The sequence below is a fragment of the Micrococcus sp. KRD096 genome, assembly GCF_017168495.1.
GTDB lineage: Bacteria > Actinomycetota > Actinomycetes > Actinomycetales > Micrococcaceae > Micrococcus > Micrococcus luteus.
Genome location: NZ_JABFAY010000003.1, coordinates 1 through 21,103, shown reverse-complemented (window position 1 = coordinate 21,103; position 21,103 = coordinate 1). Strand labels below are relative to the sequence as shown.

At 73.5% G+C, this 21,103-nt stretch carries 20 protein-coding genes and 1 pseudogene; 8 read left to right on the top strand and 13 right to left on the bottom strand.

Going from position 1 to position 21,103, the window contains the following annotated elements; all coding sequences use genetic code 11:
• Together J1M41_RS01870 and J1M41_RS01865 are read right to left on the bottom strand one after the other, a co-directional pair.
• A pseudogene (locus tag J1M41_RS01870) lies at nt 1–844 on the bottom strand (hypothetical protein); the annotation flags it as partial.
• A 5-nt stretch (nt 845–849) separates the two neighbouring features.
• Nucleotides 850–1,596 carry a DedA family protein gene (locus tag J1M41_RS01865; protein WP_036382290.1) on the bottom strand — a complete coding sequence of 249 codons (747 nt, stop codon included), beginning with the start codon at nt 1,594–1,596 and terminating at the stop codon, nt 850–852.
• A gap of 200 nt (nt 1,597–1,796) precedes the next feature.
• Here J1M41_RS01865 and J1M41_RS01860 point away from each other — a divergent pair, with 200 nt between their 5' ends.
• The gene (locus tag J1M41_RS01860) at nt 1,797–2,390 is read left to right on the top strand and encodes a hypothetical protein (RefSeq protein WP_020626481.1); all 594 of its coding nucleotides are present in this window, start codon (nt 1,797–1,799) and stop codon (nt 2,388–2,390) included.
• Between the two features lie 99 nt (nt 2,391–2,489).
• Here J1M41_RS01860 and J1M41_RS01855 read toward each other — a convergent pair whose 3' ends face one another.
• Genes J1M41_RS01855 through J1M41_RS01845 form a run of 3 tightly spaced genes read right to left on the bottom strand, consistent with a single transcriptional unit; the run spans nt 2,490 to nt 4,943 of the window.
• Complete coding sequence (locus J1M41_RS01855) at nt 2,490–3,293, bottom strand: amino acid ABC transporter ATP-binding protein (protein WP_036314233.1); 804 nt, start codon at nt 3,291–3,293, stop codon at nt 2,490–2,492.
• A 1-nt stretch (nt 3,294) separates the two neighbouring features.
• A complete protein-coding gene (locus J1M41_RS01850) occupies nt 3,295–4,125 on the bottom strand; it encodes an amino acid ABC transporter permease (protein WP_020626482.1) in 831 nt (276 codons plus the stop codon).
• The gene (locus J1M41_RS01845; protein ID WP_036314235.1) at nt 4,122–4,943 is read right to left on the bottom strand and encodes an ABC transporter substrate-binding protein; all 822 of its coding nucleotides are present in this window, start codon (nt 4,941–4,943) and stop codon (nt 4,122–4,124) included. The genes J1M41_RS01850 and J1M41_RS01845 overlap by 4 nt, the downstream gene beginning before the upstream one ends.
• Between J1M41_RS01845 and J1M41_RS01840 the strand changes: the two genes are divergently transcribed.
• Nucleotides 4,942–5,688: a hypothetical protein gene (locus J1M41_RS01840; protein ID WP_241247626.1), complete on the top strand. Its 747-nt coding sequence runs from the start codon at nt 4,942–4,944 to the stop codon at nt 5,686–5,688. The genes J1M41_RS01845 and J1M41_RS01840 overlap by 2 nt on opposite strands.
• A 4-nt stretch (nt 5,689–5,692) precedes the next feature.
• On the opposite strand, the gene J1M41_RS01835 is transcribed toward J1M41_RS01840, so the two are convergent.
• The gene (locus tag J1M41_RS01835; RefSeq protein WP_206451034.1) at nt 5,693–6,874 is read right to left on the bottom strand and encodes a YihY/virulence factor BrkB family protein; all 1,182 of its coding nucleotides are present in this window, start codon (nt 6,872–6,874) and stop codon (nt 5,693–5,695) included.
• Between the two features lie 146 nt (nt 6,875–7,020).
• On the opposite strand from J1M41_RS01835, the gene clpB reads away from it, so the two are divergent.
• Nucleotides 7,021–9,615 (top strand): ATP-dependent chaperone ClpB, encoded by a 2,595-nt coding sequence (gene clpB / locus J1M41_RS01830; RefSeq protein ID WP_206451033.1) that lies wholly within the window; start codon nt 7,021–7,023, stop codon nt 9,613–9,615.
• An 82-nt stretch (nt 9,616–9,697) separates the two neighbouring features.
• Here clpB and J1M41_RS01825 read toward each other — a convergent pair whose 3' ends face one another.
• Nucleotides 9,698–10,234, bottom strand: a complete 537-nt coding sequence (locus J1M41_RS01825; protein WP_168168011.1) for a hypothetical protein — start codon at nt 10,232–10,234, stop codon at nt 9,698–9,700.
• A gap of 209 nt (nt 10,235–10,443) precedes the next feature.
• Between J1M41_RS01825 and J1M41_RS01820 the strand changes: the two genes are divergently transcribed.
• A complete protein-coding gene (locus tag J1M41_RS01820) occupies nt 10,444–11,796 on the top strand; it encodes a sensor histidine kinase (protein WP_206451032.1) in 1,353 nt (450 codons plus the stop codon).
• Complete coding sequence (locus J1M41_RS01815; protein WP_192593637.1) at nt 11,793–12,413, top strand: response regulator transcription factor; 621 nt, start codon at nt 11,793–11,795, stop codon at nt 12,411–12,413. The genes J1M41_RS01820 and J1M41_RS01815 overlap by 4 nt, the downstream gene beginning before the upstream one ends.
• Nucleotides 12,414–12,525: 112 nt before the next feature.
• Here J1M41_RS01815 and J1M41_RS01810 read toward each other — a convergent pair whose 3' ends face one another.
• Nucleotides 12,526–12,825, bottom strand: a complete 300-nt coding sequence (locus J1M41_RS01810) for a M28 family peptidase (protein WP_206451031.1) — start codon at nt 12,823–12,825, stop codon at nt 12,526–12,528.
• A gap of 154 nt (nt 12,826–12,979) precedes the next feature.
• On the opposite strand from J1M41_RS01810, the gene J1M41_RS01805 reads away from it, so the two are divergent.
• From J1M41_RS01805 to J1M41_RS01795, 3 genes are all read left to right on the top strand, one after another.
• Entirely contained in the window at nt 12,980–13,186 is a 207-nt protein-coding gene (locus J1M41_RS01805; protein WP_036314242.1) for a DUF3073 domain-containing protein, read from the top strand.
• Nucleotides 13,183–14,127 (top strand): Sir2 family NAD-dependent protein deacetylase, encoded by a 945-nt coding sequence (locus tag J1M41_RS01800; RefSeq protein ID WP_206451030.1) that lies wholly within the window; start codon nt 13,183–13,185, stop codon nt 14,125–14,127. Before J1M41_RS01805 ends, J1M41_RS01800 begins: the two co-directional genes overlap by 4 nt.
• A gap of 189 nt (nt 14,128–14,316) precedes the next feature.
• Complete coding sequence (locus J1M41_RS01795; RefSeq protein ID WP_206451029.1) at nt 14,317–15,306, top strand: hypothetical protein; 990 nt, start codon at nt 14,317–14,319, stop codon at nt 15,304–15,306.
• A gap of 66 nt (nt 15,307–15,372) precedes the next feature.
• Here the strand turns inward: J1M41_RS01795 and purM are convergent, their stop codons facing one another.
• The 5 genes from purM to J1M41_RS01770 all read right to left on the bottom strand — a co-directional run bounded on the left by purM (nt 15,373) and on the right by J1M41_RS01770 (nt 21,072).
• Nucleotides 15,373–16,530, bottom strand: coding sequence for a phosphoribosylformylglycinamidine cyclo-ligase (purM, locus tag J1M41_RS01790; RefSeq protein WP_206451028.1), 1,158 nt, complete (start codon nt 16,528–16,530; stop codon nt 15,373–15,375).
• Nucleotides 16,527–18,140, bottom strand: a complete 1,614-nt coding sequence (gene purF / locus J1M41_RS01785; protein ID WP_206451027.1) for an amidophosphoribosyltransferase — start codon at nt 18,138–18,140, stop codon at nt 16,527–16,529. The genes purM and purF overlap by 4 nt, the downstream gene beginning before the upstream one ends.
• Nucleotides 18,141–18,721: 581 nt before the next feature.
• Entirely contained in the window at nt 18,722–19,123 is a 402-nt protein-coding gene (locus J1M41_RS01780) for a sterol carrier family protein (protein ID WP_044658863.1), read from the bottom strand.
• Complete coding sequence (locus J1M41_RS01775; RefSeq protein ID WP_049146831.1) at nt 19,120–20,193, bottom strand: asparaginase; 1,074 nt, start codon at nt 20,191–20,193, stop codon at nt 19,120–19,122. Before J1M41_RS01775 ends, J1M41_RS01780 begins: the two co-directional genes overlap by 4 nt.
• A gap of 81 nt (nt 20,194–20,274) precedes the next feature.
• Nucleotides 20,275–21,072 (bottom strand): ABC transporter ATP-binding protein, encoded by a 798-nt coding sequence (locus J1M41_RS01770; RefSeq protein WP_206451026.1) that lies wholly within the window; start codon nt 21,070–21,072, stop codon nt 20,275–20,277.
• Nucleotides 21,073–21,103 lie beyond the last annotated feature (31 nt).

The following is a 21,103-nucleotide window of genomic DNA, read 5'->3' as shown; positions in this document are numbered from 1 at the left end:
GGGTGGAGCGGTCCGGCAGACGCAGGTCGGCGGGGGCGGAGGCGGCGTCCGCGGCGACGTGGCCCAGGTCGGACAGCCAGGCGGTCGCCGTGTCCCGAGGGATCCGCACCGTCAGCACGCCCGCGGCGGCCGGCGCCATGGACGCCTGGTCCGCCTCGAGCATCAGGCTGCCGTCCGGCAGGAAGACCACCGCGTCCCAGACGCGACGGTTCTCCACCTGCTCCGGGGCGTCGACCGCCGAGTCCAGGCGCGAGCCGATCACGTCCGGGTCGTTGGCCATGCGCTGGCGCACCTCGGCGCGGAACGCGTCCCAGCCGTCGGGGGTGAAGAGATCGGCGGTCTCGAGCACGCGGTCCTCGCGGGCCGAGTACCAGATCACGTGCGAGGTGGACACGGAGTCCGTGCCGCGCCGCTCCGTGGCGAGCAGGCGGGCCGCGGCGATGTCCTCCGCCACGACGGCGAGCTGCGGCTGGATCTCCAGGCGGGGGTCCGCGCTCGGGTCGGTGTCCCGGCGGTACTGGTCGATCTGGTCGCGCACGGCCCCGGCCATGGCGTCCGTCCAGGCCGGCGCCCCGGACACCTGCAGCCACGCCCCGTGGTGGTCCGGGTCCTCGCCCTCGAGCACGGCGACGCTCGCCTCCGGCACCCGCTCGAGGTCGTGTGAGGGGACCTCGACCGTGAACGGGGCCATGTCCATGGACGGCAGGGCGGAGGCCGCCGTCGTGGCGGGCGCAGGCTCGGGCTGCGGCTCGGTGCGAGCACAGGCGCTCAGCGCCACCAGGGCGACGGCGGCCAGGCCGAGGGCCGCGCGGCCACGGCGGGGGGAGGGCAGGACGGGGTGCATGCGATTCACTTCCGGTGGTCGGAGGACTCCAGGATGGCCTCGACGCGGGCGGCCATCTCATCCGCGGTCGGCGGGCGCCAGTCCGGGTCGTTCCGGCGGCGGGCGTCACGGCGCAGGCGCAGGACCACCCAGATCGCGAGGAAGGCCAGGATCAGGACCAGGACGATGTTGGAGAAGACGTCCGCGTACTCGGAGACGACGTGGAACCGCTCCCCGAGCGCGTAGCCGCCGTAGACGAAGATCGCGTTCCAGATCAGGGAGCCCAGCGCCGTGAACAGGGTGAACTTCGCGAGGTTCATCCGCTCGATGCCCGCGGGGATGGAGATCAGGGAGCGGAACACGGGGACCATGCGGCCCAGGAACACGGTCCAGTAGCCGTATCGGATGAACCAGCGCTCGGTCTTGGCCACGTCCTCCATGTCCACCAGCGGCATGCGGTCCGCGAGGCGGTACATGCGGTGGCGGCCGAGCCACGCGCCGAGGCCGTAGAGGGCCAGCGCTCCGACGATCGAGCCGACCGTCGCCCAGACCAGCGCGGCATGCGGGCTGAAGGCGCCGCCGGCCGCGGTGAAGCCTGCCAGGGGCAGGATCACCTCGGACGGGATGGGCGGGAAGATGTTCTCCGCGAAGACGGCCAGGCCGACGCCGATCGGGCCGACCGCCTCCATGATGTCCACGACGATGTTGCCGAGCCAGCCGTAGTCGGTGGGCGCGGCGGCGGCCACGGTCAGGGGTGCGACGAGGGGGAGCATGCGCCCCATTGTCCATCATCGACCGCCTCCGCGACGTGGTGGAGGCGCCGACGTCGTCCGCTCTGCGCGCACAGCCGCGCCTCCGGGCGGGCGGGAGCGGGCTGCCGTTGGTACTGTCGGAGGTGCAGACCGCTCACCGACCGTTCGCGCCACACCCCACTCCACGTGCGTGCCGCGGGCCCTACTGGAAGGAAGACTCCATGAGCATCGTCCAGATTCCGCTGCGCCTGGCCTCCGGCGCGTTCATCCTGAACTCCGGCCTGAACAAGCGCGGCATCTCCGCGGAGCAGGCCCAGGGCCTGCGCGACATGAGCGCCCGCGGCCTGCCCGCGCTGGCCAACCTGTCACCGGAGCAGTTCAAGAAGTTCCTCGTGACCACCGAGATCGGCGTGGGCTCGGCCCTGCTGGCCCCGTTCGTCCCGGGCTGGCTCGCCGGCTCCGCCCTGACCGCGTTCTCCGGCGGCCTGTTCTCCATGTACCTGAACACCCCGGAGATGACCGAGGCGGACGGCGTGCGCCCGTCCCAGGAGGGCACCGCCGTCGCCAAGGACATCTTCCTGGTCGGCTCCGGCCTGGCCATCGCCGCCGACTCCGTGGCCAACCGCCCCGGCAAGCGCCGCAAGGCCGCCAAGAAGCGCGCCGCCCGCATCGAGGGCGCCCGCGACGCCAAGGTGCAGGCCATCCGCGACGCCCAGGACGAGAAGGTCGCCGCGATCCACGCCGCCCGTGAGGAGCAGGTCGCCGCGCTGCGCGAGGCCCGTGACGAGCTGAAGAAGCTGCGCAAGAAGGCCTGACGCCCCCGCCGCATGCCTGAGGGGCCCCGCCCGGACCACGGTCCAGGCGGGGCCCCTCACGCATGCGCCCGCCCACCGGGGCACGGCGGGCGGGCAGGCTCAGAGATCGATCTCGGTGGGGTGCAGCACGCGGCGCAGGAAGTCCTGGGTGCGCGGCTGCTGGGGATCGGAGATCACCGCGGCGGCCGGGCCGGCCTCCACCACGACGCCGCCGTCCATGAACACGACCCGGTCGGCCACCTCGCGGGCGAAGCCCATCTCATGGGTGACCACGAGCATGGTCATGCCGTCGCGGGCCAGCTGACGCATGATCGCCAGGACGTCGCCGACGGTCTCGGGGTCGAGGGCCGAGGTGGGCTCGTCGAAGAGCATCAGCTGCGGGTCCATGGCCAGCGCACGGGCGATCGCCACGCGCTGCTGCTGACCGCCGGAGAGCTGGTCCGGGTAGCGGTCCTCGAGCTCGGCCAGGCCCACGCGGGCCAGCTGCCGACGGGCGACGTCCACCGCCTCGGCCTTGCCCCGCTTGAGCACCTTGAGCTGGGCCACGGTGCAGTTCTCCAGCACGGACAGGTGCGGGAACAGGTTGAACTGCTGGAACACCATGCCCACGTGCCGGCGCAGCACGTCCAGGTCCACGTCCTCGTCCGTGACCGTGAACTCACCGACCGTGACGACGCCCGAGTCGGGCTTCTCCAGCAGGTTCACGCAGCGCAGGAGGGTGGACTTGCCCGAGCCGGACGGGCCGATCAGGCACACGACCTCGCCGGGGGCGACGTCGAGGTCGATGCCGCGCAGCACGTGGTTGGCGCCGAAGGACTTGTTGAGGCCGGCCACGTGCACGCCGGCGGCGTCCGCGGCGGCCACCGCGCCGAAGGATCCGGTGATGGGGTTCTGCTGGGCCATCTCAGTGCCCCTTCTTGGTCGAACGGGCCTCGAACCGGCGGGCCAGCAGGGACAGCGGCACGGTGATCACGAGGTAGAACAGGCCGGCCACAAGGATCGGCGTCATGCCGGCGTCGAGGGCGGAGATGCCGTCGCGACCGAACTTGGTGAGCTCGTACTCGTGCGCGGCCAGGCCGAGCACGTAGACCAGCGAGGAGTCCTTGGTCAGGAGGATGACCTCATTGGTGAGCGGCGGCAGCACGATGCGGAACGCCTGGGGGATCACGATGGTGACCATGGCCCGCCACGTCGGCATGCCGAGGGACCGGGCCGCCTCCATCTGGCCGCGGGGCACCGCCTGCAGGCCGGCACGCAGGGTCTCGGCGATGTACGCGGCCGAGACCATGCCCAGGGCCACCATCACGACGACGGGGATCGGCCAGGACACCCCGAACGCGAAGGGCACCCCGTAGCCGAAGGCGAGGAACACCAGCAGCGCGGGGACGCCGCGGAAGAACTCCACGTAGGCGGTGGCCAGCCACCGGTACGGGCCGAACGAGCTCAGGCGCATGAGCGCGAGCACGATGCCGCCCAGCAGGCCGACGACGAACGAGGTGACCGTGTAGAACAGCGTGTTGCCCAGCCCCACGAGGATCACGTTGGGGAACATCGGGGCCACGGCGGGGAAGTTCAGGACGTTCTCGGCGAGCGCGCCCCAGTCGATGAGGACGGCCAGGACGACGAGGGCGAGGACGAAGACGGCCGCCTGGATGATCAGGGACAGCCGACGACGGCGGCGCGCGCGGCCGGGCTTCATGGCCGGTGCCGGCGAGACGGGGGCCTGCGTGCTCATCGGTAGTCCTCCTGTGCCTGACCGAACCAGCGCTCCTGGAGCTCGGCCACGGTGCCGTCGTTGCGCAGCTCCTGCAGCGCGCGGTTCACGGCGGAGCCGAGCTGCGCCTTCTGCGGGCCGACCGCCATGCCGAGCTGCTCGCCCGTGGGCAGCGACTCGACCACCTCGAAGCGATCGTCGTCCTTGAGGGAGTAGAGCAACACGGACTGGTTGCCCAGGGCGGCGTCCACGGTGCCGGCCTGCAGGGCCTGGACCTGCATGCCGCCGTCCTCGAACTGCACGGGGCTCAGGCCGTTCTGCTGGGCGTATTCGTCGCCGGTGGTCGCGGCCTGCACGCCGATCCGGCGGCCCTTCGCGGAGTCGACGTCGGTGATGCCGGAGCCCTTCTTCGCGACCAGGACGAGGTCGTCGTCGAGGTAGGGGAGGGTGAAGGCCATGACGCGCTGACGGGCCTCGGTGATGGAGATCGACGAGGCGTTCACGTCGCAGCCGGTGAGCGAGGCACCCGACTCGATGGCCTCGAAGGAGGAGTCGATCACGTTCACCCCGAGGCCCAGCTTCTCCGCCACCGCCTCGACCAGCTGGATGTCGTAGCCGGTCAGCTCACCGTTCTCCTCGAACTCGAAGGGCGGGTAGGGGACGTCGGAACAGACCGTCAGGACGCCGGGCTGGACGAGGCCGTACGAGGTGCTCAGGTCGTCGTCGGACACGATGCCGGCGGATCCGGCGTCGCCGCCGAGGACGGCGCAGCCGGTGAGCAGCGCCGCCGACGCGGTGAGCCCCACGGTGCCGAGGAGGCGGGAGTGGATGCGGGTCATGGAGGGCCTTCTGTGTCGCTCCCCCGCCGTCGCCCTGTCCCTGCTCGCCGTGGGCGCCCTCGCGCTCGTCGGCTGCGGCGGGGGAGGCGGCGAGGCCTCGTCCTCCTCGGCCGACGCGTCCGAGTCCGCCCCGACGGGGGCCGGCTCGGACCTCACGGACGAGCAGGAGGAGCGCGTGGAGGCGCTCGAGGACGTCCTGCTCACCCCGGAGACCGCGCCCGGCGGCGTGTTCACGGGCATGGAGACCCAGGCCGGCGGCGGCGAGCCGATCAGCACCAGCCTGAGCCTGACGGGCGTCACCCCCACGGGCGCCTGCGCGGACCTCATCGAGCAGATCAACACGCAGCAGGCGCCCGGGCTCGGCGGTGCGCTGGCCCAGTACGAGGTGGACCCGGCCGCCGTCACCGGCCTGGCCGGTTCCCAGGCCGGGGCGTTCGGCATGGTCGCGGTCACCGACGACGGCACCGATCTGCTGGCGCCCTTCGGCAAGCTGGCCGACACGTGCGGCACGTTCGGCGACCCGGACGGCGTCCAGGCGGCCTTCACGAAGGTGCCCGGCGTGCCGGACGCGGTCCACATCGCTCTGGGGAACTCGGGCATGGACACGGCCCTGTTCACCATGACCGTCGGCGGCGTCACGGACGGGGACGAGCTCGTGTACCTCGGCATGGTGGGCCTCGACGAGGAGATCGCGGCCGAGACGCTGCGTGCCCAGGTCGAGGCGTTCGAGGCCCGGGAGCGCTGACCTGTCAGTCGTCGGGCCGGGACGTCGGCTCGAGGCGGGCGCCATCGTCGGACACCGGGTCCGCGTGGAACGGGCTGCCCGAGCTGACGTCCTCCGGGTCCCGCCGCCCCGACTCGACCGCGAGGAGGCGCCCCTCCTCGGAGAGCAGGGGTGTGGCCTCGATCGTGAGGTCCTCGCCGGCGCGCACGGCGTCGGCCACGAGCCGGGCCAGGCGGCGGTTGCGGGCCTCGTACCGTTCGGAGGCCTCGAGCACCGCGGTGTGCCGCGTCGCCAGCTGGATCTCGACGGAGGCGTCGATGCCGACGGCCAGCTGGCGGGCACGCAGCACCTCCGCGTCGAAGGCGGCCCCGGCCAGCAGCACGATGCACGCCACCCACGCGAGGGCGAGCACGCCGATCGCGGAGTTGATCCGCCCGACCACGGCGAACTGGCCGAACCGGTCCGTGATCCAGCCCAGGGCCACGGTGGCGCCGAAGAGCAGGACCACCACGGCCACGGCGCCGAGCGAGAGCGGGCGGTAGCGGGGCTGCCGGACGTTGGGCCCCAGGCGGTAGGCGAGGGTCACGATCAGGGCGATCACCACGAGGATGACCGGCCACTTCACCACGTTCCACGTCTGGACCGTCTCCTCCGGCAGGCCGACGGCCTGGCCGAGGCGCAGGGAGAGGTCGCCGCCGACGACCACCAGGATCGTGATCAGCACGGCGCCGAGCATGAGGGCGAGCGTCTCGACGAAGACCACGAGGCGGAAGTGGAGGAAGGGCCGGCCCTCGCGGGTGTCGTGGATGCGGTGCATGGCCCGGTGGAACGCGCCGACGGCGCCCGAAGCGGACACCACGGTGCCGACGGCCCCGAGGACGACGGCGCCGGTGCCGGGCCCGGCCGAGCCGAGGGTCAGGATCCATTCGCGGACGACGTCGGGCGTCAGCGACGGCCAGATCTCGGCGGCCAGGTGGGCCGCGGCGTCCACGGTCTCCTCCTCGACGCCCAGCAGCGAGACCACGGAGAGCAGGGCAATGACGGTGGGCAGCAGGGACAGCGCCCCGAAGAAGGTCATGGCGGCGGCCACATCCCAGACCTGCAGCTCGAAGAGCCGGTGCAGGGTGCGGCGCAGGACGTACAGCAGGGACACCCGCGGTCGGGTGTACGTGCGGAGGCGCCGGGGCGCCGCTCGGGAGCCGGCCATGGCACCAACGTACCGGCGAGAGGGGGAATAGCCCTGGTGCGTGGAGGGTTGAGCTATATAGACTCAACTTCGTCTGCGGCGGGAACGGCCCGCGGTCGACGGTTGTCCGACACCCCGGGACACGGGAGAGAAGGAGCCAGTAGCCCATGGATGCCAAGTTCACCACCAAGAGCCAGGAGGCGCTCTCGGCCGCGGCCATGAACGCCTCCACCGCCGGCAACCCCCAGGTCGAGCCGGCCCACCTGCTGAAGGCCCTGATGGACCAGCGGGAGTCCGTCGCCGTGGCCGTCCTCAAGGCCGCCGGGGCCGACCCCGACGCCGTCTCCACGGCGGCCTCCTCGGCCATCCGACGCCTGCCCTCCACCCAGGGCAGCACGGTGGCCCAGCCCCAGTTCTCGCGCGCCGCCCTGCAGGTCGTGCAGAACGCGCGCACCCAGGCCGAGCAGCGCTCGGACGAGTTCGTCTCCACCGAGCACCTGCTGCTCGGCGTGGCAGCGGACTCCGGCGAGGCCGGTGAGGCACTGCGCTCGAACGGGGCGAGCCTCGAGGCGCTCGCCGCCGCCCTGACCCTGGTGCGCGGCGACTCCCGCGTCACCACCCAGGACCCGGAGACCACCTTCCAGTCCCTGGAGAAGTACGGCACGGACCTCACCGAGATCGCCCGCTCCGGCAAGCTCGACCCGGTGATCGGCCGCGACGCGGAGATCCGCCGTGTGGTGCAGGTGCTCTCGCGCCGCACCAAGAACAACCCCGTGCTCATCGGCGAGCCCGGCGTCGGCAAGACCGCCGTCGTCGAGGGCCTGGCCCAGCGGATGGTGGCCGGGGACGTCCCCGAGTCCCTGCGCGGCAAGACGCTGATCAGCCTGGACCTGGGCGCCATGGTCGCCGGCGCCAAGTACCGCGGCGAGTTCGAGGAGCGCCTGAAGGCCGTCCTCGAGGAGATCAAGGCCGCCGAGGGGCAGGTCGTCACGTTCATCGACGAGATCCACACCGTCGTGGGTGCGGGCGCGTCCGAGGGCGCCATGGACGCCGGCAACATGCTCAAGCCCATGCTGGCCCGCGGCGAGCTGCGCCTGATCGGCGCGACCACCCTGGACGAGTACCGCGAGAACATCGAGAAGGACCCCGCCCTGGAGCGCCGCTTCCAGCAGGTCTTCGTGGGCGAGCCCAGCGTGGACGACACGATCGCCATCCTGCGCGGGCTCAAGGAGCGCTACGAGGCCCACCACAAGGTGGCCATCGCCGACTCCGCGCTCGTGGCCGCGGCCACGCTGTCCCACCGGTACATCACCGGCCGCCAGCTGCCGGACAAGGCCATCGACCTCGTGGACGAGGCCGCCTCACGCCTGCGCATGGAGATCGACTCCGCCCCGGAGGAGATCGACGTCCTGCGCCGCCAGGTGGACCGCCTGACCATGGAGGAGCTCGCCCTCGAAGGCGAGACGGACCCCGCGTCCATCGAGCGGCTCGACGCCCTGCGCGCGGAGAAGGCGGACCGCGAGGAGGAGCTCACCGCCCTCACCGCCCGCTGGGACGCGGAGAAGGCCACCCTCAACCAGGCCGGCGACCTGCGCGCCAAGGTGGACGAGCTGCGTTCGCTCGCCGAGAAGGCCCAGCGCGACGGCGACCTCGCCGAGGCCTCCCGTCTGCTGTACGGCGAGATCCCCGCGCTGGAGAAGCAGCTCGAGGAGGCGGACCGCGCCGCCCGCGAGGCCGACCGCTCGGCCACCGAGCCGATGGTCTCCGAGGAGGTCACGGCGGACGACATCGCCGAGGTGGTCTCCGCCTGGACCGGCATCCCCGCCGGGCGCATGCTCACCGCCGAGTCCGAGAAGCTGCTCACCATGGAGGAGCACCTCGCCGAGCGGCTGATCGGGCAGCGGGACGCCGTCGTCGCCGTCGCGGACGCGGTGCGCCGCTCGCGGGCCGGCATCGCGGACCCGAACCGACCCACCGGCTCGTTCCTGTTCCTGGGCCCCACGGGTGTGGGCAAGACCGAGCTGGCCAAGGCGCTCGCGGAGTTCCTCTTCGACGACGAGCGCGCCATGGTGCGGATCGACATGTCCGAGTACGCGGAGAAGCACTCCGTCTCCCGTCTGGTCGGCGCCCCTCCGGGCTACGTCGGCTACGACGAGGGCGGCCAGCTCACGGAGGCCGTGCGGCGTCGCCCGTACTCGGTGGTGCTGCTGGACGAGGTGGAGAAGGCCCATCCCGAGGTCTTCGACATCCTGCTCCAGGTGCTCGACGACGGCCGCCTCACCGACGGCCAGGGCCGCACCGTGGACTTCCGCAACGTGATCCTGATCCTCACCTCGAACCTGGGCTCGCAGTTCCTCGTGGACCCGACCCTGGACGAGGCCGCCAAGCGCGAGTCCGTGATGTCCGTGGTGCGCGGGGCGTTCAAGCCCGAGTTCCTCAACCGCCTGGACGAGATCGTGCAGTTCGACGCGCTCACCGTGGCCGAGCTGACGCGGATCGTGGACCTGCAGGTCGAGTCCCTGCAGGCGCGCCTGACGGACCGCCGCCTCACCCTCGAGGTGTCCGACGCCGCCAAGGCGTGGCTCGCCGAGACCGGGTTCGACCCGGCCTACGGCGCCCGGCCCCTGCGCCGCCTGGTGCAGCGCGAGATCGGCGACCGCCTGGCCCGCGGCATCCTCGCCGGGGAGATCGCGGACGGGGACACCGTGGTCGTGGACCGCGTCGAGGGCGAGAACGGCCTCACCGTGACCCGGAAGGGCTGACGCCGGGACCGACGGACCGAGGGCCGTGCCCACCCCCGTGCTCGGGGGCGGGCACGGCCCTCGGCCCGTCCACGGGCGAGGTTCAGAAGGTGCCCGGTGTCGCGTCCCGCACGCCGCTCCAGCTCACGAGGCCGAAGGCCACGCACGCCGTCAGCGCCGTGTAGAGGACGATGGCGACGGCCTGCCATGCCATCACACGGTGCCGGTTCGCCCCGAAGGACACCATGGCCGGGGCCGCCACGTGCCCCGGGATGAGGAACCAGGGGCCGAGCAGGCTCAGCCCGGGCACACCCCACGCCTCGAAGCGACGGTGCAGGTGGACGTGGCGCTCGGCCACCGGGGTGCCGGGGCCGGTCGCCGGAACCGCGGCGTCGGCGGCCACCCCACGGCGCGCCGTGACGGCGGAGCGCACGCCGTGGGCCGCGTAGACCAGGAGCGCGACGGCGAGGAGGTTGCCCAGCACAGCGGCGGGGATGGCCACCCACGGGTGCACCCCAACGACGACGCCGATCAGCCCGGCGCCCTCGCCCTCGACGAACGGCACGAGGCCGGCAAGGAAGACGCCGAGGCCCTGCAGGCCGTCGGGCAGTCCCATCACGAACTCGCGTGCGGTGTTCATCAGGTCCATCGTGACCACGTTCCTCTCCAGCGATCTCGTTCGGGAAACCATCGCGTTCCCCGTCGTCGTTCGGGATCCGGTCGGGCTCCCGAGCTCTGACTCCAGCCTTCCGGCCGCCGCCCGTCCTCAGAAGTGCCGTGCGGTCACCTCCGCCCGGGCAGATCCGCACGGCGGACCATGACAGTTGTCACGCCCGTAGGGTGAGGCCCATGAGGATCGAGGGGAACCACGACGACGGCCGCCCGGCCCCGCCGGCCGCCGCGCCGGGGCGCCGTCCGACCGGTGCCCTGCCCACGGCCAACCCGGCGGGCATGCGGTCGGCCGGGCCCACCGGGCCCGGCCCGTACTCCGGCGACCTCACCGGCGCGTGGTGGTACACCTGGACCGGCTTCCTGCTCTGCGTCCTGATGATCGCCGGCTTCTCCGCGTTCGGCCCGCTGTCCCACCTGCGGGAGCACCTGGAGGCCGGTTACACCGAGCAGGTCGTCGCACTGGCGGTCCTGCTCCTGCTCCACGTCCTCGGAGTCGTCGGCCAGCTGCACGTCGCCCGCCACTTCCAGGCCCCGCCGCCCGAGGAGACGGAGGGGCCGGTGTTCGGCCGGCGGGACCTGGCCTGGCTGTTCGGCCCCACCGTCCCGCTCGCGCTCGCCGGTGCCGTCTTTCCGGCGCTGGGGCTCACGGGGACGGGCACGTGGTGGGCCCTGCCCCTCTGGCTGTCCTCCCTCGTCCTCGCCCTGCTGGTGCACCCGTGCCGGCGGCGTCCCGTCCTCTGGGGCGGCTTGGCGGCCTCACTCGTCCTCGGGGCGGCGGCGGTCCTCCAGGATCCCGCGGGGCCCGCCGACACGGCCGTCGGCTTCCTCGTCTGGTGCGTGATCACCGCCTGCATGATCGTCCCCACGGCCTGGTTCTGGAGACTGATGCAGCGCCTCGACAACGCCCGGCGGCAGGCCGCGGACCTCGCCGTCACCCGCGAGCGGCTGCGCTTCGCCGCCGACCTGCACGACGTCCAGGGCCACCACCTGCAGGTCATCGCACTCAAGGCCGAGCTCGCCGAGCGCCTGCTGGCCAAGGGCCGGACCGAGGACGCCGAAGCCTCGCTCCACGAGGTGCGCGAGCAGGCCCGGGAGGCGCTCGCCGAGACCCGGGCCCTCGTCCGCGACCTCCGCGAGGTCTCCGCCGAGCGCGAGCTGGTCAACGCGAAGGAGGTGCTCACCGCCGCCGGCACCGCCACCGAGGTCGGCGCCGACCCGCACCTGGGCCCACTCGGCACGGCGGCCGGCCGTCTGGTCGGTCTGGCCGTCCGCGAGGCCACCACGAACATCCTGCGCCACGCCTCGGCCGGCCACGCCCGCATCGAGCTCACCGCGGCCGGCCCGGACGCCGTGCGCCTGGTCATCGTCAACGACGGCGCTCCCACGGCGGACGCCGGCACCGGCGGCACCGGGCTGGCGGCCCTGGCCGAGCGCGCGGAGGCGGCCGGCGGGACCCTGACCGCCACCCAGGCGGGCGGGGAGTTCACCCTGACCCTGACCGTGCCCCGCACCGAGAAGGAGATCGCATGAGTGCCCCGACCGAGAGGATCCGCGTGCTCGTCGCCGACGACGAGGTCCTCATCCGCGGCGCCGTGGAGGCGCTGCTCGCCCTGGAGGAGGACCTGGAGGTGCTGCCCGGCGTCTCCGACGGCATCGCCGCCGTGGCCGCCGCGCAGGAGCACCGCCCGGACGTCTGCCTGCTGGACCTGGAGATGCCGGGGCTGGACGGCGTGGAGGCCGCCCGACAGATCCTGCGCTCGGTGCCCACGAAGGTCGTCATCTTCACCCGGCACGCCCGACCCGGCGTGCTGCGCCGGGCGCTCGCGGAGCAGGTGTCCGGGTTCGTCCCGAAGTCGACGCCGGCCGAGGAGCTGGCCGTCGTCCTGCGGCAGGTGGTGGCGGGCCGGCGCTACGTGGACCCCGAGATCGCCGCCTCCGCGCTGACGGCCGAGCGCAGCCCCCTGACAGAGCGCGAGCTGGACGTGCTGCGGGCCGGGCGGGACGCCGCCCGCGTGGAGGACATCGCCGCCGCCCTGCACCTGGCCCCGGGGACCGTGCGGAACCACGTCTCGAACGCGATCGGCAAGCTCGGTGTGCGGACCCGCCAGGAGGCCGAACGGGCCGCATGGGAGGCCGGCTGGATCTGAGCGCGGCCGGCCCTGCAGGAGACGCGCCGGGGGCGGTTTCGGGTGGTATCCGGCCTGGATACCACCCGAAACCGCCCCCGACGGCATCTGCGAGACGGGCGGACGCCTCGGGTCAGCGGATGCCGAGGGCGCCGGCGTCCTGCTGGAGGGTGCCGATCAGGTTCGCCACCGCGCGGGCCGTGTGGGTCAGCGTGGTGATGGAGACGTTGTCGATGTCGTCCTGGGGCGTGTGGTAGTTGTCATCGCGGATCGAGAGCAGGCCCGTCGAGGCGATGCCCGCGTCCACGAACGGCGCGTAGTCCGAGCGGCCGTTGCTGCCCTCGGGCTGGTGCGCGTGGCCGTCGCGGTCGAGCTGTGCGCCGAGCAGGGACTCAGCACCGATCGACCCGCGCCGCACCCGGCGCCACTGCACGCCCCGCCGGACCGGGCCGGTCGTCGTCGTCCACAGGCCGTCCGGCGGGTCATGTATCCTTGTCCGCACGAACCATATTGACCAGTGAAGACCTCGGCGGGCCCCTGTGCGCCACAGATCCGAGGCGGCGAGAGATGCGAAGGGGGTCACGCTCATGGGGCGCGGCCGTCAGAAGGCGAAGGCCACGAAGCAGGCACGGGAGATGAAGTACTTCTCTCCCGGAACAGACCTCTCGGCACTGGAGCGAGAGCTCACGGGCGGACGCACGCGCGGCCCGGAGCAGGACCAGGAGCCCGAGTACGAGGATCCGTACGCGGACCTCTACGCGGAGGACGAGGACGACGACGCGCGGGCGCGATGACGCCCGCACGGCATCCGGCCCTGGACGGGAATCAGGCCGCCCTGCGGTCGATCGCCAGGGTGGTGGATGAGACAGCACCGCTGCAGGACCCCGAGACGGCGTCTCGGGGTCTGCTGCGTCTGATGGAGGAGTCCCGCCCGCTCGTGATCACCGGGGCCGGCGTGTCCACGGACTCCGGCATCCCGGACTACCGGGGGCCGAACGGGTCCCTGCACCGCCACCGGCCGATGACGTACCAGGAGTTCCGGGACGACCCGGCCGCCCGCCACCGCTACTGGGCACGCTCGTTCGTGGGCTGGCGTCGCATGGACCAGGCCCGGCCGAACGAGGCGCACCGCATCCTCGCGCGCTGGGCGGCCGAGGGGCGGATCGCCGGCGTCCTGACCCAGAACGTGGACGGGCTGCACGCCGAGGCCGGACGCGCGGCGGGGATGCCGGAGGACCGGCTGATCGAGCTCCACGGGGACCTGGCGCGCGTGGCCTGCCTGAACTGCGGGGCCACCGAGTCCCGCCGTGACCTGGACCTGCGGCTCGAGGCCGCCAATCCGGGCTACCTCGAGCGCGTGGCGATCGACCCGGACGCCGTGAACCCCGACGGGGACGTCTCCCTCGACCAGCACTGGGTGGAGGAGTTCACGATGGCCGGCTGCCGGGTGTGCGGCTCCGTGAAGCTCAAGCCGGACGTCGTGTACTTCGGCGAGTCCGTGCCCGCGGCGCGGCGCGCGGCCGCGGAGGCGATGGCCGACGACGGCGGCACGGTGCTCGCCGTCGGCACCTCGCTGGCCGTGATGAGCGGCTACCGGTTCGTGCTGCGGGCCGAGCGGGCCGGGCATGCGACGGGGCTGATCAACCTCGGCCCCACCCGCGCCGACGCCAAGGCCCGCTGGCGCTGGCGCGCCCCGGTCGCCGACGCGCTGGCCTGGCTCGACGCCCGCCTCTGACCCCCCTCTCACGTTTTCGTTCGGGAAACGGCGGGCGCTGGGGCGTTTTCGTTCGGGAAACGGCGGGCGCCGCACCCTGGGTCCCGGAGTCACACACGACTCCTGCACAGGTGGCGCCGCCGGCGTCGTCGTCCACGGTGGGTGCTCCTGAGCGGGCGGGATAGGCCGGGTTGAGCCATCGTCACGGGCATGGCCACGTCTTCCCTGCCCCTGCCGGACATCGTCGAGACCGGCCGGCCGTTCACCCGTGGCGACCTGCGCGCGGCCGGGGTCTCGGAGCGACTGGTCCGCGGCGGTGACGTGCGGCGCGTGACGCATGGGGTCCATCGGCTCCGGTCTGACCACCTCGGCTCGTGGGCGGATCTCGGCTACGCCGAGGCGCCCGCTCCCTTCGCGCCGGAGGAGACGGCCGCGATCGTGGAGGCGAGCGGGGGAGTGGCCTCCCACCTCACAGCGCTGCTCCTGCACCGCGTGCCGCTGCCGCCGTTCCTGGCGGAGGACGGCACGGTGCACGTGTCACGGCCACACCCGCGCGGGGCGAGCATCCGCCCAGAGATCACCTCGCATGCCCGCCTCGTCCCAGCCGCGGATGTGACCGCCCTCCATGGGATCCGCCTGACGAGCCTGGAACGATCCTGGGCGGATCTGGCCGCACTGCTCCGTCCAGGCATGCTCGAGCCCGTCGTGGCGGCCGGGGACGCCCTCGTCCACCGGCCCTGGTCGCCGGAGGGACGCCGCTCACCACGGACTACGACGGCGGCCCTGCGGTCCGCGCTCCTGCGTGCGGGACGGTTCAAGGGAGTGCGCACGGCCCGTGCCGCACTCGAGCTGGTGCGGGTGGGCGCGGATTCCCCGCAGGAGACAGCCCTGCGGCTGGCCCTGGTCCACGCCGGCCTGCCCGAGCCGGAGCTCCAGCTGGTGCTGCACCCGGGCCGGGCCCGGTCGCCGGATGCGGATCTGGGGTGGCGGCAGTGGCGCGTGGTGGTCCACTACGACGGCGGCCACCACCTCGATCCGGCACAGGTCGCCGTGGACGCGTGGCGGGACGAGGGGTGGGCGCGCGCGGGTTGGACGCAGGTATGGGCCACGGTGGACGACGCGCGGGACGACTTCCGGCGCGTCGTCGCCGAGGTGCAGGCGCACCGGGCCCGGCTCGGCGGGCGGATCTTCGCGTCGTGAACCGCCGTTTCCCGAACGAAAACACCCCGGAGCCCGCCGTTTCCCGAACGAAAACGCCCCGTGGGGTCAGGCGGCGTACTGGCCGCGCATCAGCACCGCGCCGCCGTCGACGCCCTTGGCGCCCTGCACGAAGTCCAGGCCTGCGGCCGCCGCGTCGTCGGTGAGGGCGCCGATGGTGCCCATCTCCCACGCGTCGATGCCGGCGTCCACGAGCACGGAGATCGACTTCGCGGCCACCTCCGGGTCCACCACGGCCACCATGCCCACGCCGAGGTTGAGGGTGCGCTCGAGGTCGGGCTGCGGAACGCGGCCGAGCTCGCCCACCAGGCGGAACACGGGCGGCAGGGACCAGGTGTCGCGCTCGACGGTCGCCATGAGGCCCTGCGGGAGCACGCGCGCCAGGTTCGCGGCCAGGCCGCCGCCGGTCACGTGGCTGAACGCGCGCACCGGCAGGTCGGAGCCGCCGTCGTGTCCGTTGAGGCGCTGCACCAGGTCGAGGCAGGCGCGGGAGTAGATGCGGGTCGGCACGAGCAGCTCCTCGCCGAGGGTGCAGCCGAGCTCGGTGACCTCGCGGTCCAGGGACCAGCCCGCGGCGTTCACCACGCGGCGCACGAGCGAGTAGCCGTTCGAGTGGATGCCGGAGGAGGCCATGCCGATCACGACGTCGCCGGACTGCACCCGCTCCGCGCCCAGGACCATGTCCGCCTCGACCACGCCGGTGGCCGCGCCCGCCACGTCGTACTCGTCCACGGCCAGCAGGCCCGGGTGCTCGGCGGTCTCGCCGCCCACGAGCGCGGTGTCGGCCAGGCGGCAGCCCTCGGCCACGCCGCGCACGATGTCCGCGATGCGCTCGGGCACGACCTTGCCGCACGCGATGTAGTCGGTCATGAACAGGGGCTGGGCGCCGACCACCACGATGTCGTCCACGACCATGCCCACGAGGTCCTGGCCGATGGTGTCGTGCTTGTCCATCGCCTGTGCGATCGCCACCTTGGTGCCGACGCCGTCCGTGGACGTGGTCAGCAGCGGCTTGCGGTACTGCAGCAGCGCGGAGGCGTCCCACATGCCGGCGAAGCCGCCGATGCCGCCCATGACCTCGGGGGTGTGGGTGGCCTTCACGGCGTCCTTCATCAGCTCGACGGCGCGGTCGCCGGCCTCCACGTCGACGCCGGCCGAGGCGTAGGTGATCGGGGCGGCGGAGGAGGGGGTCTGGTTCGGGGTCACAGCGGGGTCCTGTCCGTCTCGGTGAGCAGCTTCTCGTCGTCGGCGTCCGGGCCGGGCTCGCAGCCCGTGGCGGTCACGGTGGTGGTCTCGCCGTCCACGTCCAGCACCACGGTGGACGCGGGCGACACGGCGACCGGCTCCAGCAGGCCCTTGCCGCGCTCGCCCTCGTCGGCCAGCGGGATCGGGTAGTCACCGGTGAAGCAGGCGGTGCACAGGCGCTCGCGCGGCTGCCCGGTGGCCTCGATCATGCCCTCCTCGCTGATGTAGGCCAGCGAGTCGGCGCCGATGGATGCGGCGATCTGGTCCACCGCGGCGCCGTTGGCGATGAGCTCGGCGCGGGTGGCGAAGTCGATGCCGTAGAAGCAGGGCCACTTCACGGGCGGGGAGGAGATCTTCACGTGCACCTCGGCGGCGCCGGCCTCCTTGAGCATCCGCACGACGGCGCGCTGGGTGTTGCCCCGCACGATCGAGTCGTCCACCACCACGACGCGCTTGCCGGCCACCACGGTGGACTGGACGTTGAGCTTGAGGCGGATGCCGAGCTGGCGCAGCGTCTGGGACGGCTGGATGAAGGTGCGGCCCACGTACGCGTTCTTCACGAAGCCCTGGCGGAACGGCAGGCCCGAGGCGTCCGCGTAGCCCACGGCGGCGGGCGTGCCGGACTCGGGCACGGGGATCACGACGTCGGCGTCGACCGGCTGCTCGAGCGCGAGGCGGCGGCCCATCTCCACGCGGGACTCGTACACGGAGCGCCCGGCGATCGTGGCGTCCGGCCGGGCGAGGTACACGTACTCGAACACGCAGCCGGCCGGCTTGGACTCGGCGAAGCGGGTGGAGCGGATGCCCTCCTCGTCGATCGCGATCATCTCGCCGGGCTCGACCTCACGGATGAACGAGGCGCCGACGGTGGCGAGGGCCGACTGCTCGGAGGCCACCACCCAGCCCCGCTCGAGGCGGCCGAGCACGAGCGGGCGCACGCCCTGCGGGTCGCGGGCGGCGTAGAGGGTGTGCTCGTCCATGAACACGAAGCAGTAGGCGCCGCGGATCTTCGGCAGCAGCTCGAGGGCGGTCTCCTCGAGGCGGTCCCCGGGGGCGCCGTGCAGCAGGGCCGTGACCAGGGCGGTGTCCGTGGTGTTGCCCTGCTTCATCTCACCGTGGGTGTGGCGGCCGTCCGCGGCGTGCACCATGCGCAGCAGCTCCGCGGAGTTCACGAGGTTGCCGTTGTGCGCCAGGGCGACCGTGCCGTCGTCGGCGGTGGCGCCCAGGGTGGGCTGGGCGTTGGCCCACTTGTTCACGCCGGTGGTGGAGTAGCGGCAGTGGCCGACGGCGATGTGGCCGCTCAGTGCGGTCAGGGTGGCCTCGTCGAACACCTGGGAGACCAGGCCGATGTCCTTGTAGACGGCGATGCGCCCGCCGTCCGAGACGGCGATGCCCGCGGACTCCTGGCCGCGGTGCTGGAGGGCGTACAGGCCGTAGTAGGCCAGTTTCGCGACCTCCTCGCCCGGCGCCCACACGCCGAACACGCCGCATTCGTCCTGCGGCCCCTGGTCCTGGGGGTCGAGGGCGGCGGTCAGGCGGCCGTCGCCTCGTCGGGTGCGCGGTGCGATCACTGCTCGGGGGTCCTTTCGGTGGGGGTGGTGCGTCCAGCAGCAGCCACACGAGCAGCCCGAGCACGCTCGTGCCGAGCATGCTCAGCAGCGATGCGAAGCCGAACGTCTCCGAGAAGGAGAGCGGGATGCCGGAGTACGGGTCCGCGGGCGGGGTGGGGGAGGCGTGGACCGCGGTGGTAATCACGAGTGCGATCAGCAGGCCGAGCGCGAGCGCCACCGCGAGCACCGCGGTCAGCCGCGGGGCGCGACGGACGGTGTAGGCGCGCTGATCGGGGGTCGGCTCGGGGGCGGAGGTCATGCGCGCCAGTCTATCGAGTCGGCCGCTGGGGCCAGTCGCGCGTGCCCGCGGCGGTGGCGGCACTCCCGGAGCACGCTCTGGCCGGCGCGTTGCGTGACGTTGAGCTCGTCGACCGCGGCCTGATACTCCTCCAGCGGGAGCACGACCTGCCCGCAGGCACGGGCGAGCTGTGCCTTCGCCGCGGTGTCCGGGGCGGGATCGGCAGAGCTGCATCCCGCGACGAGGAACGGTGCCGACGTTCGAACGGTCGGTGCCGCCGAGAGGACTGCCGGACACCCCTCGCTCACGGCCGCACGAGCGGCAGGTGCGCGCCGAGGTCGGCCCGCACGCCCGAGGCGCGCACGCCGCCGGCCGCCGTCGCGTCCTCCCAGGTCGTCAGCCCCGTGGCCAGGGACAGCCATGTCACGGCGTCCATCTCCACCACGTTGGGCGGGGTGCCGCGGGTGTGCCGGGGCCCGGGGAGGCACTGGGCGACGCCGAAGGGCGGCACGCGCACCTCCACCGAGTTCCCGGGCACGCGGGTCGCCAGCTCCTCGAGCGCGAAGCGCACCGCCATGGCCCGCGTGGGGCGCGGCAGCGCGGCGGCCGCCGCGGGGTCCTCCTCGTGGGCGCGTGCCCACGCCAGCAGCGCCGCGTGGCCCTCGACGACAGGCACCCGGCGGCGGGGCACGGAGCCGGTGGTCACGCCCGCGCCTCGAAGGCCGGCAGGACGTCCCCCACGAGGTCCCGCACCGGCGCGGCCAGGCGGATCTCACCGACCGGCTCACCCCGGCCGAGCACCGGGGGCACGACGGCGGCCAGCACGCCCGGCAGCGTCGCCCGGTCCACGTGGTCCGGGGCGAACCGGGCCAGCAGCGCGAGCGCGACCAGGTCGCCGGCCCGCGTGCCGCCGTCGAGCGCCTTGACGGCCACGGCCGTGCCGTCCGGCGCGGCCATGACGAGGACGCCGTCCGCGCCCGCCTTGGCGAGCAGGCCGAGCTCGCGCATCACCACGGTGTTGGAGCTCGTCTCCCCGTGGACGGCCCACGGGTGCTCGAGCATCGCGGTGGCGACGGCGGCCGCGTGCGGGTCCGCGTCGGCGCGGCCGGGTGCCGCGGCGACCCGCCCGATGCCGCGGGCCAGGCCCGCCAGCGAGATGACGGCGGCGGGGGCGCCGCAGCCGTCCACACCGGTGTGGGCCACCGGCTCGCCGCAGTATTCGGCGATCACCGCGTCCACCTCGCGCTGCAGGGGGTGCGCCGGGTCGAGGTACGTGGCGACGTCGTGCCCGGATGCCGCGCAGGCCGCGAGGAAGCCGGCGTGCTTGCCGGAGCAGTTGAAGGCCAGCGGGGTCGCGGCGGCGGCCTCGCCGTCGCGGCGGACCTGGGCCACGACCTCGGAGGTGTCCGCGGGCCAGGCCGGCGGACACCGCAGGGCGGACGCGTCGAGGCCGGCGTCCGCGAGCATGCGCTCGGCCAGCGCCTGGTGCCGGAGCGTGCCCCGGTGCGAGCCGCACGCGATGGACAGGGCCTCACCTGCCAGCGCCGCCCCGTGGCGCAGCGACGCGATGGCCTGGAACGGCTTCAGCGTGGAGCGCGGGTAGATCAGCGCGTCTGCGGGGCCGAGCCCGGCCAGCACCCGCCCGTCGGGGCCGGTCACGACGGCGGCGCCCGCCGTGCGGGACTCGACGAAGCCGTTGCGGACGGTCTCCACGAGCTCGACGGCGTCGGACAGGGCGAAGGTCTCGCCCGCGGGGGCGACGGTGGCGTGGGTCATGCGGTCCAGGGTAGCGAGGGCCCCAGACGCGCCGGGCGTCCGGGGCCGGTGGGCCGGGTCAGGTCCGGCGGCATCACCGGCTCACTCCGCGGAGAGCCGCCCGTCCACCATGGTCAGGGTGCGGTACGTGGCGGAGAGGAACTCGTGGTCGTGCGTGACCATGAGCGTCGCCACCTGCTCCTCGCGGGTCAGCGTGCCCAGCAGGTCCACGACGGCGGCCGAGCGCTCGCGGTCCAGCGCGGAGGTGGGCTCGTCCACGAGCAGCAGCGTCGGCGAGGCCATCAGCGCGCGCACGATGTTCACGCGCTGCCGCTGACCGCCCGAGAGCTGGTGCGGGCGCTTGCCGGCCTGGTCGGCCAGGTCCACACGCTCGAGCAGCTCCAGGGCCCGCGCCTTGGCGGCCCTGCGGTCGGCGCGGGTGGCGTCACGGTCCAGGTGCACGGTCAGCTCCAGCTGCTCGGCCGCCGTGAGGGACGGGATGAGGTTGGGCTGCTGGAAGATCATGCCGATCTCCTGGCCGCGCAGCGCGGTGCGCTCCTTCCGGGACAGCCCGGCCATCTCGCGGCCGGCCACGGACACGCAGCCGGAGGTGGGCGTCACCAGGCCCGCGGCCACCGCCAGCAGGGAGGACTTGCCCGAGCCGGACGGGCCGACCATCGCGGTGAACGTGCCGGGGAGCAGGTCCAGGCTCACCTCGTCCAGGGCGCGCAGCACGCCGCGCTCGCCGTCCGGGTACTCCAGCACGAGGTCGCGCACGGACAGCGCGGGGGTGGCGTCGGCCGCGGCGGCGGGGCGCTCGCCGGCGACGCGGTGGGCGGCCGCGGCGGCCGGGGTGCGGAGGGCGTCGAGGTCGGCCTGCGGGGCGGTGAGGGTGGTCATGGGGAGGTCCTTTCTCCAGGCGGGGGCGAGG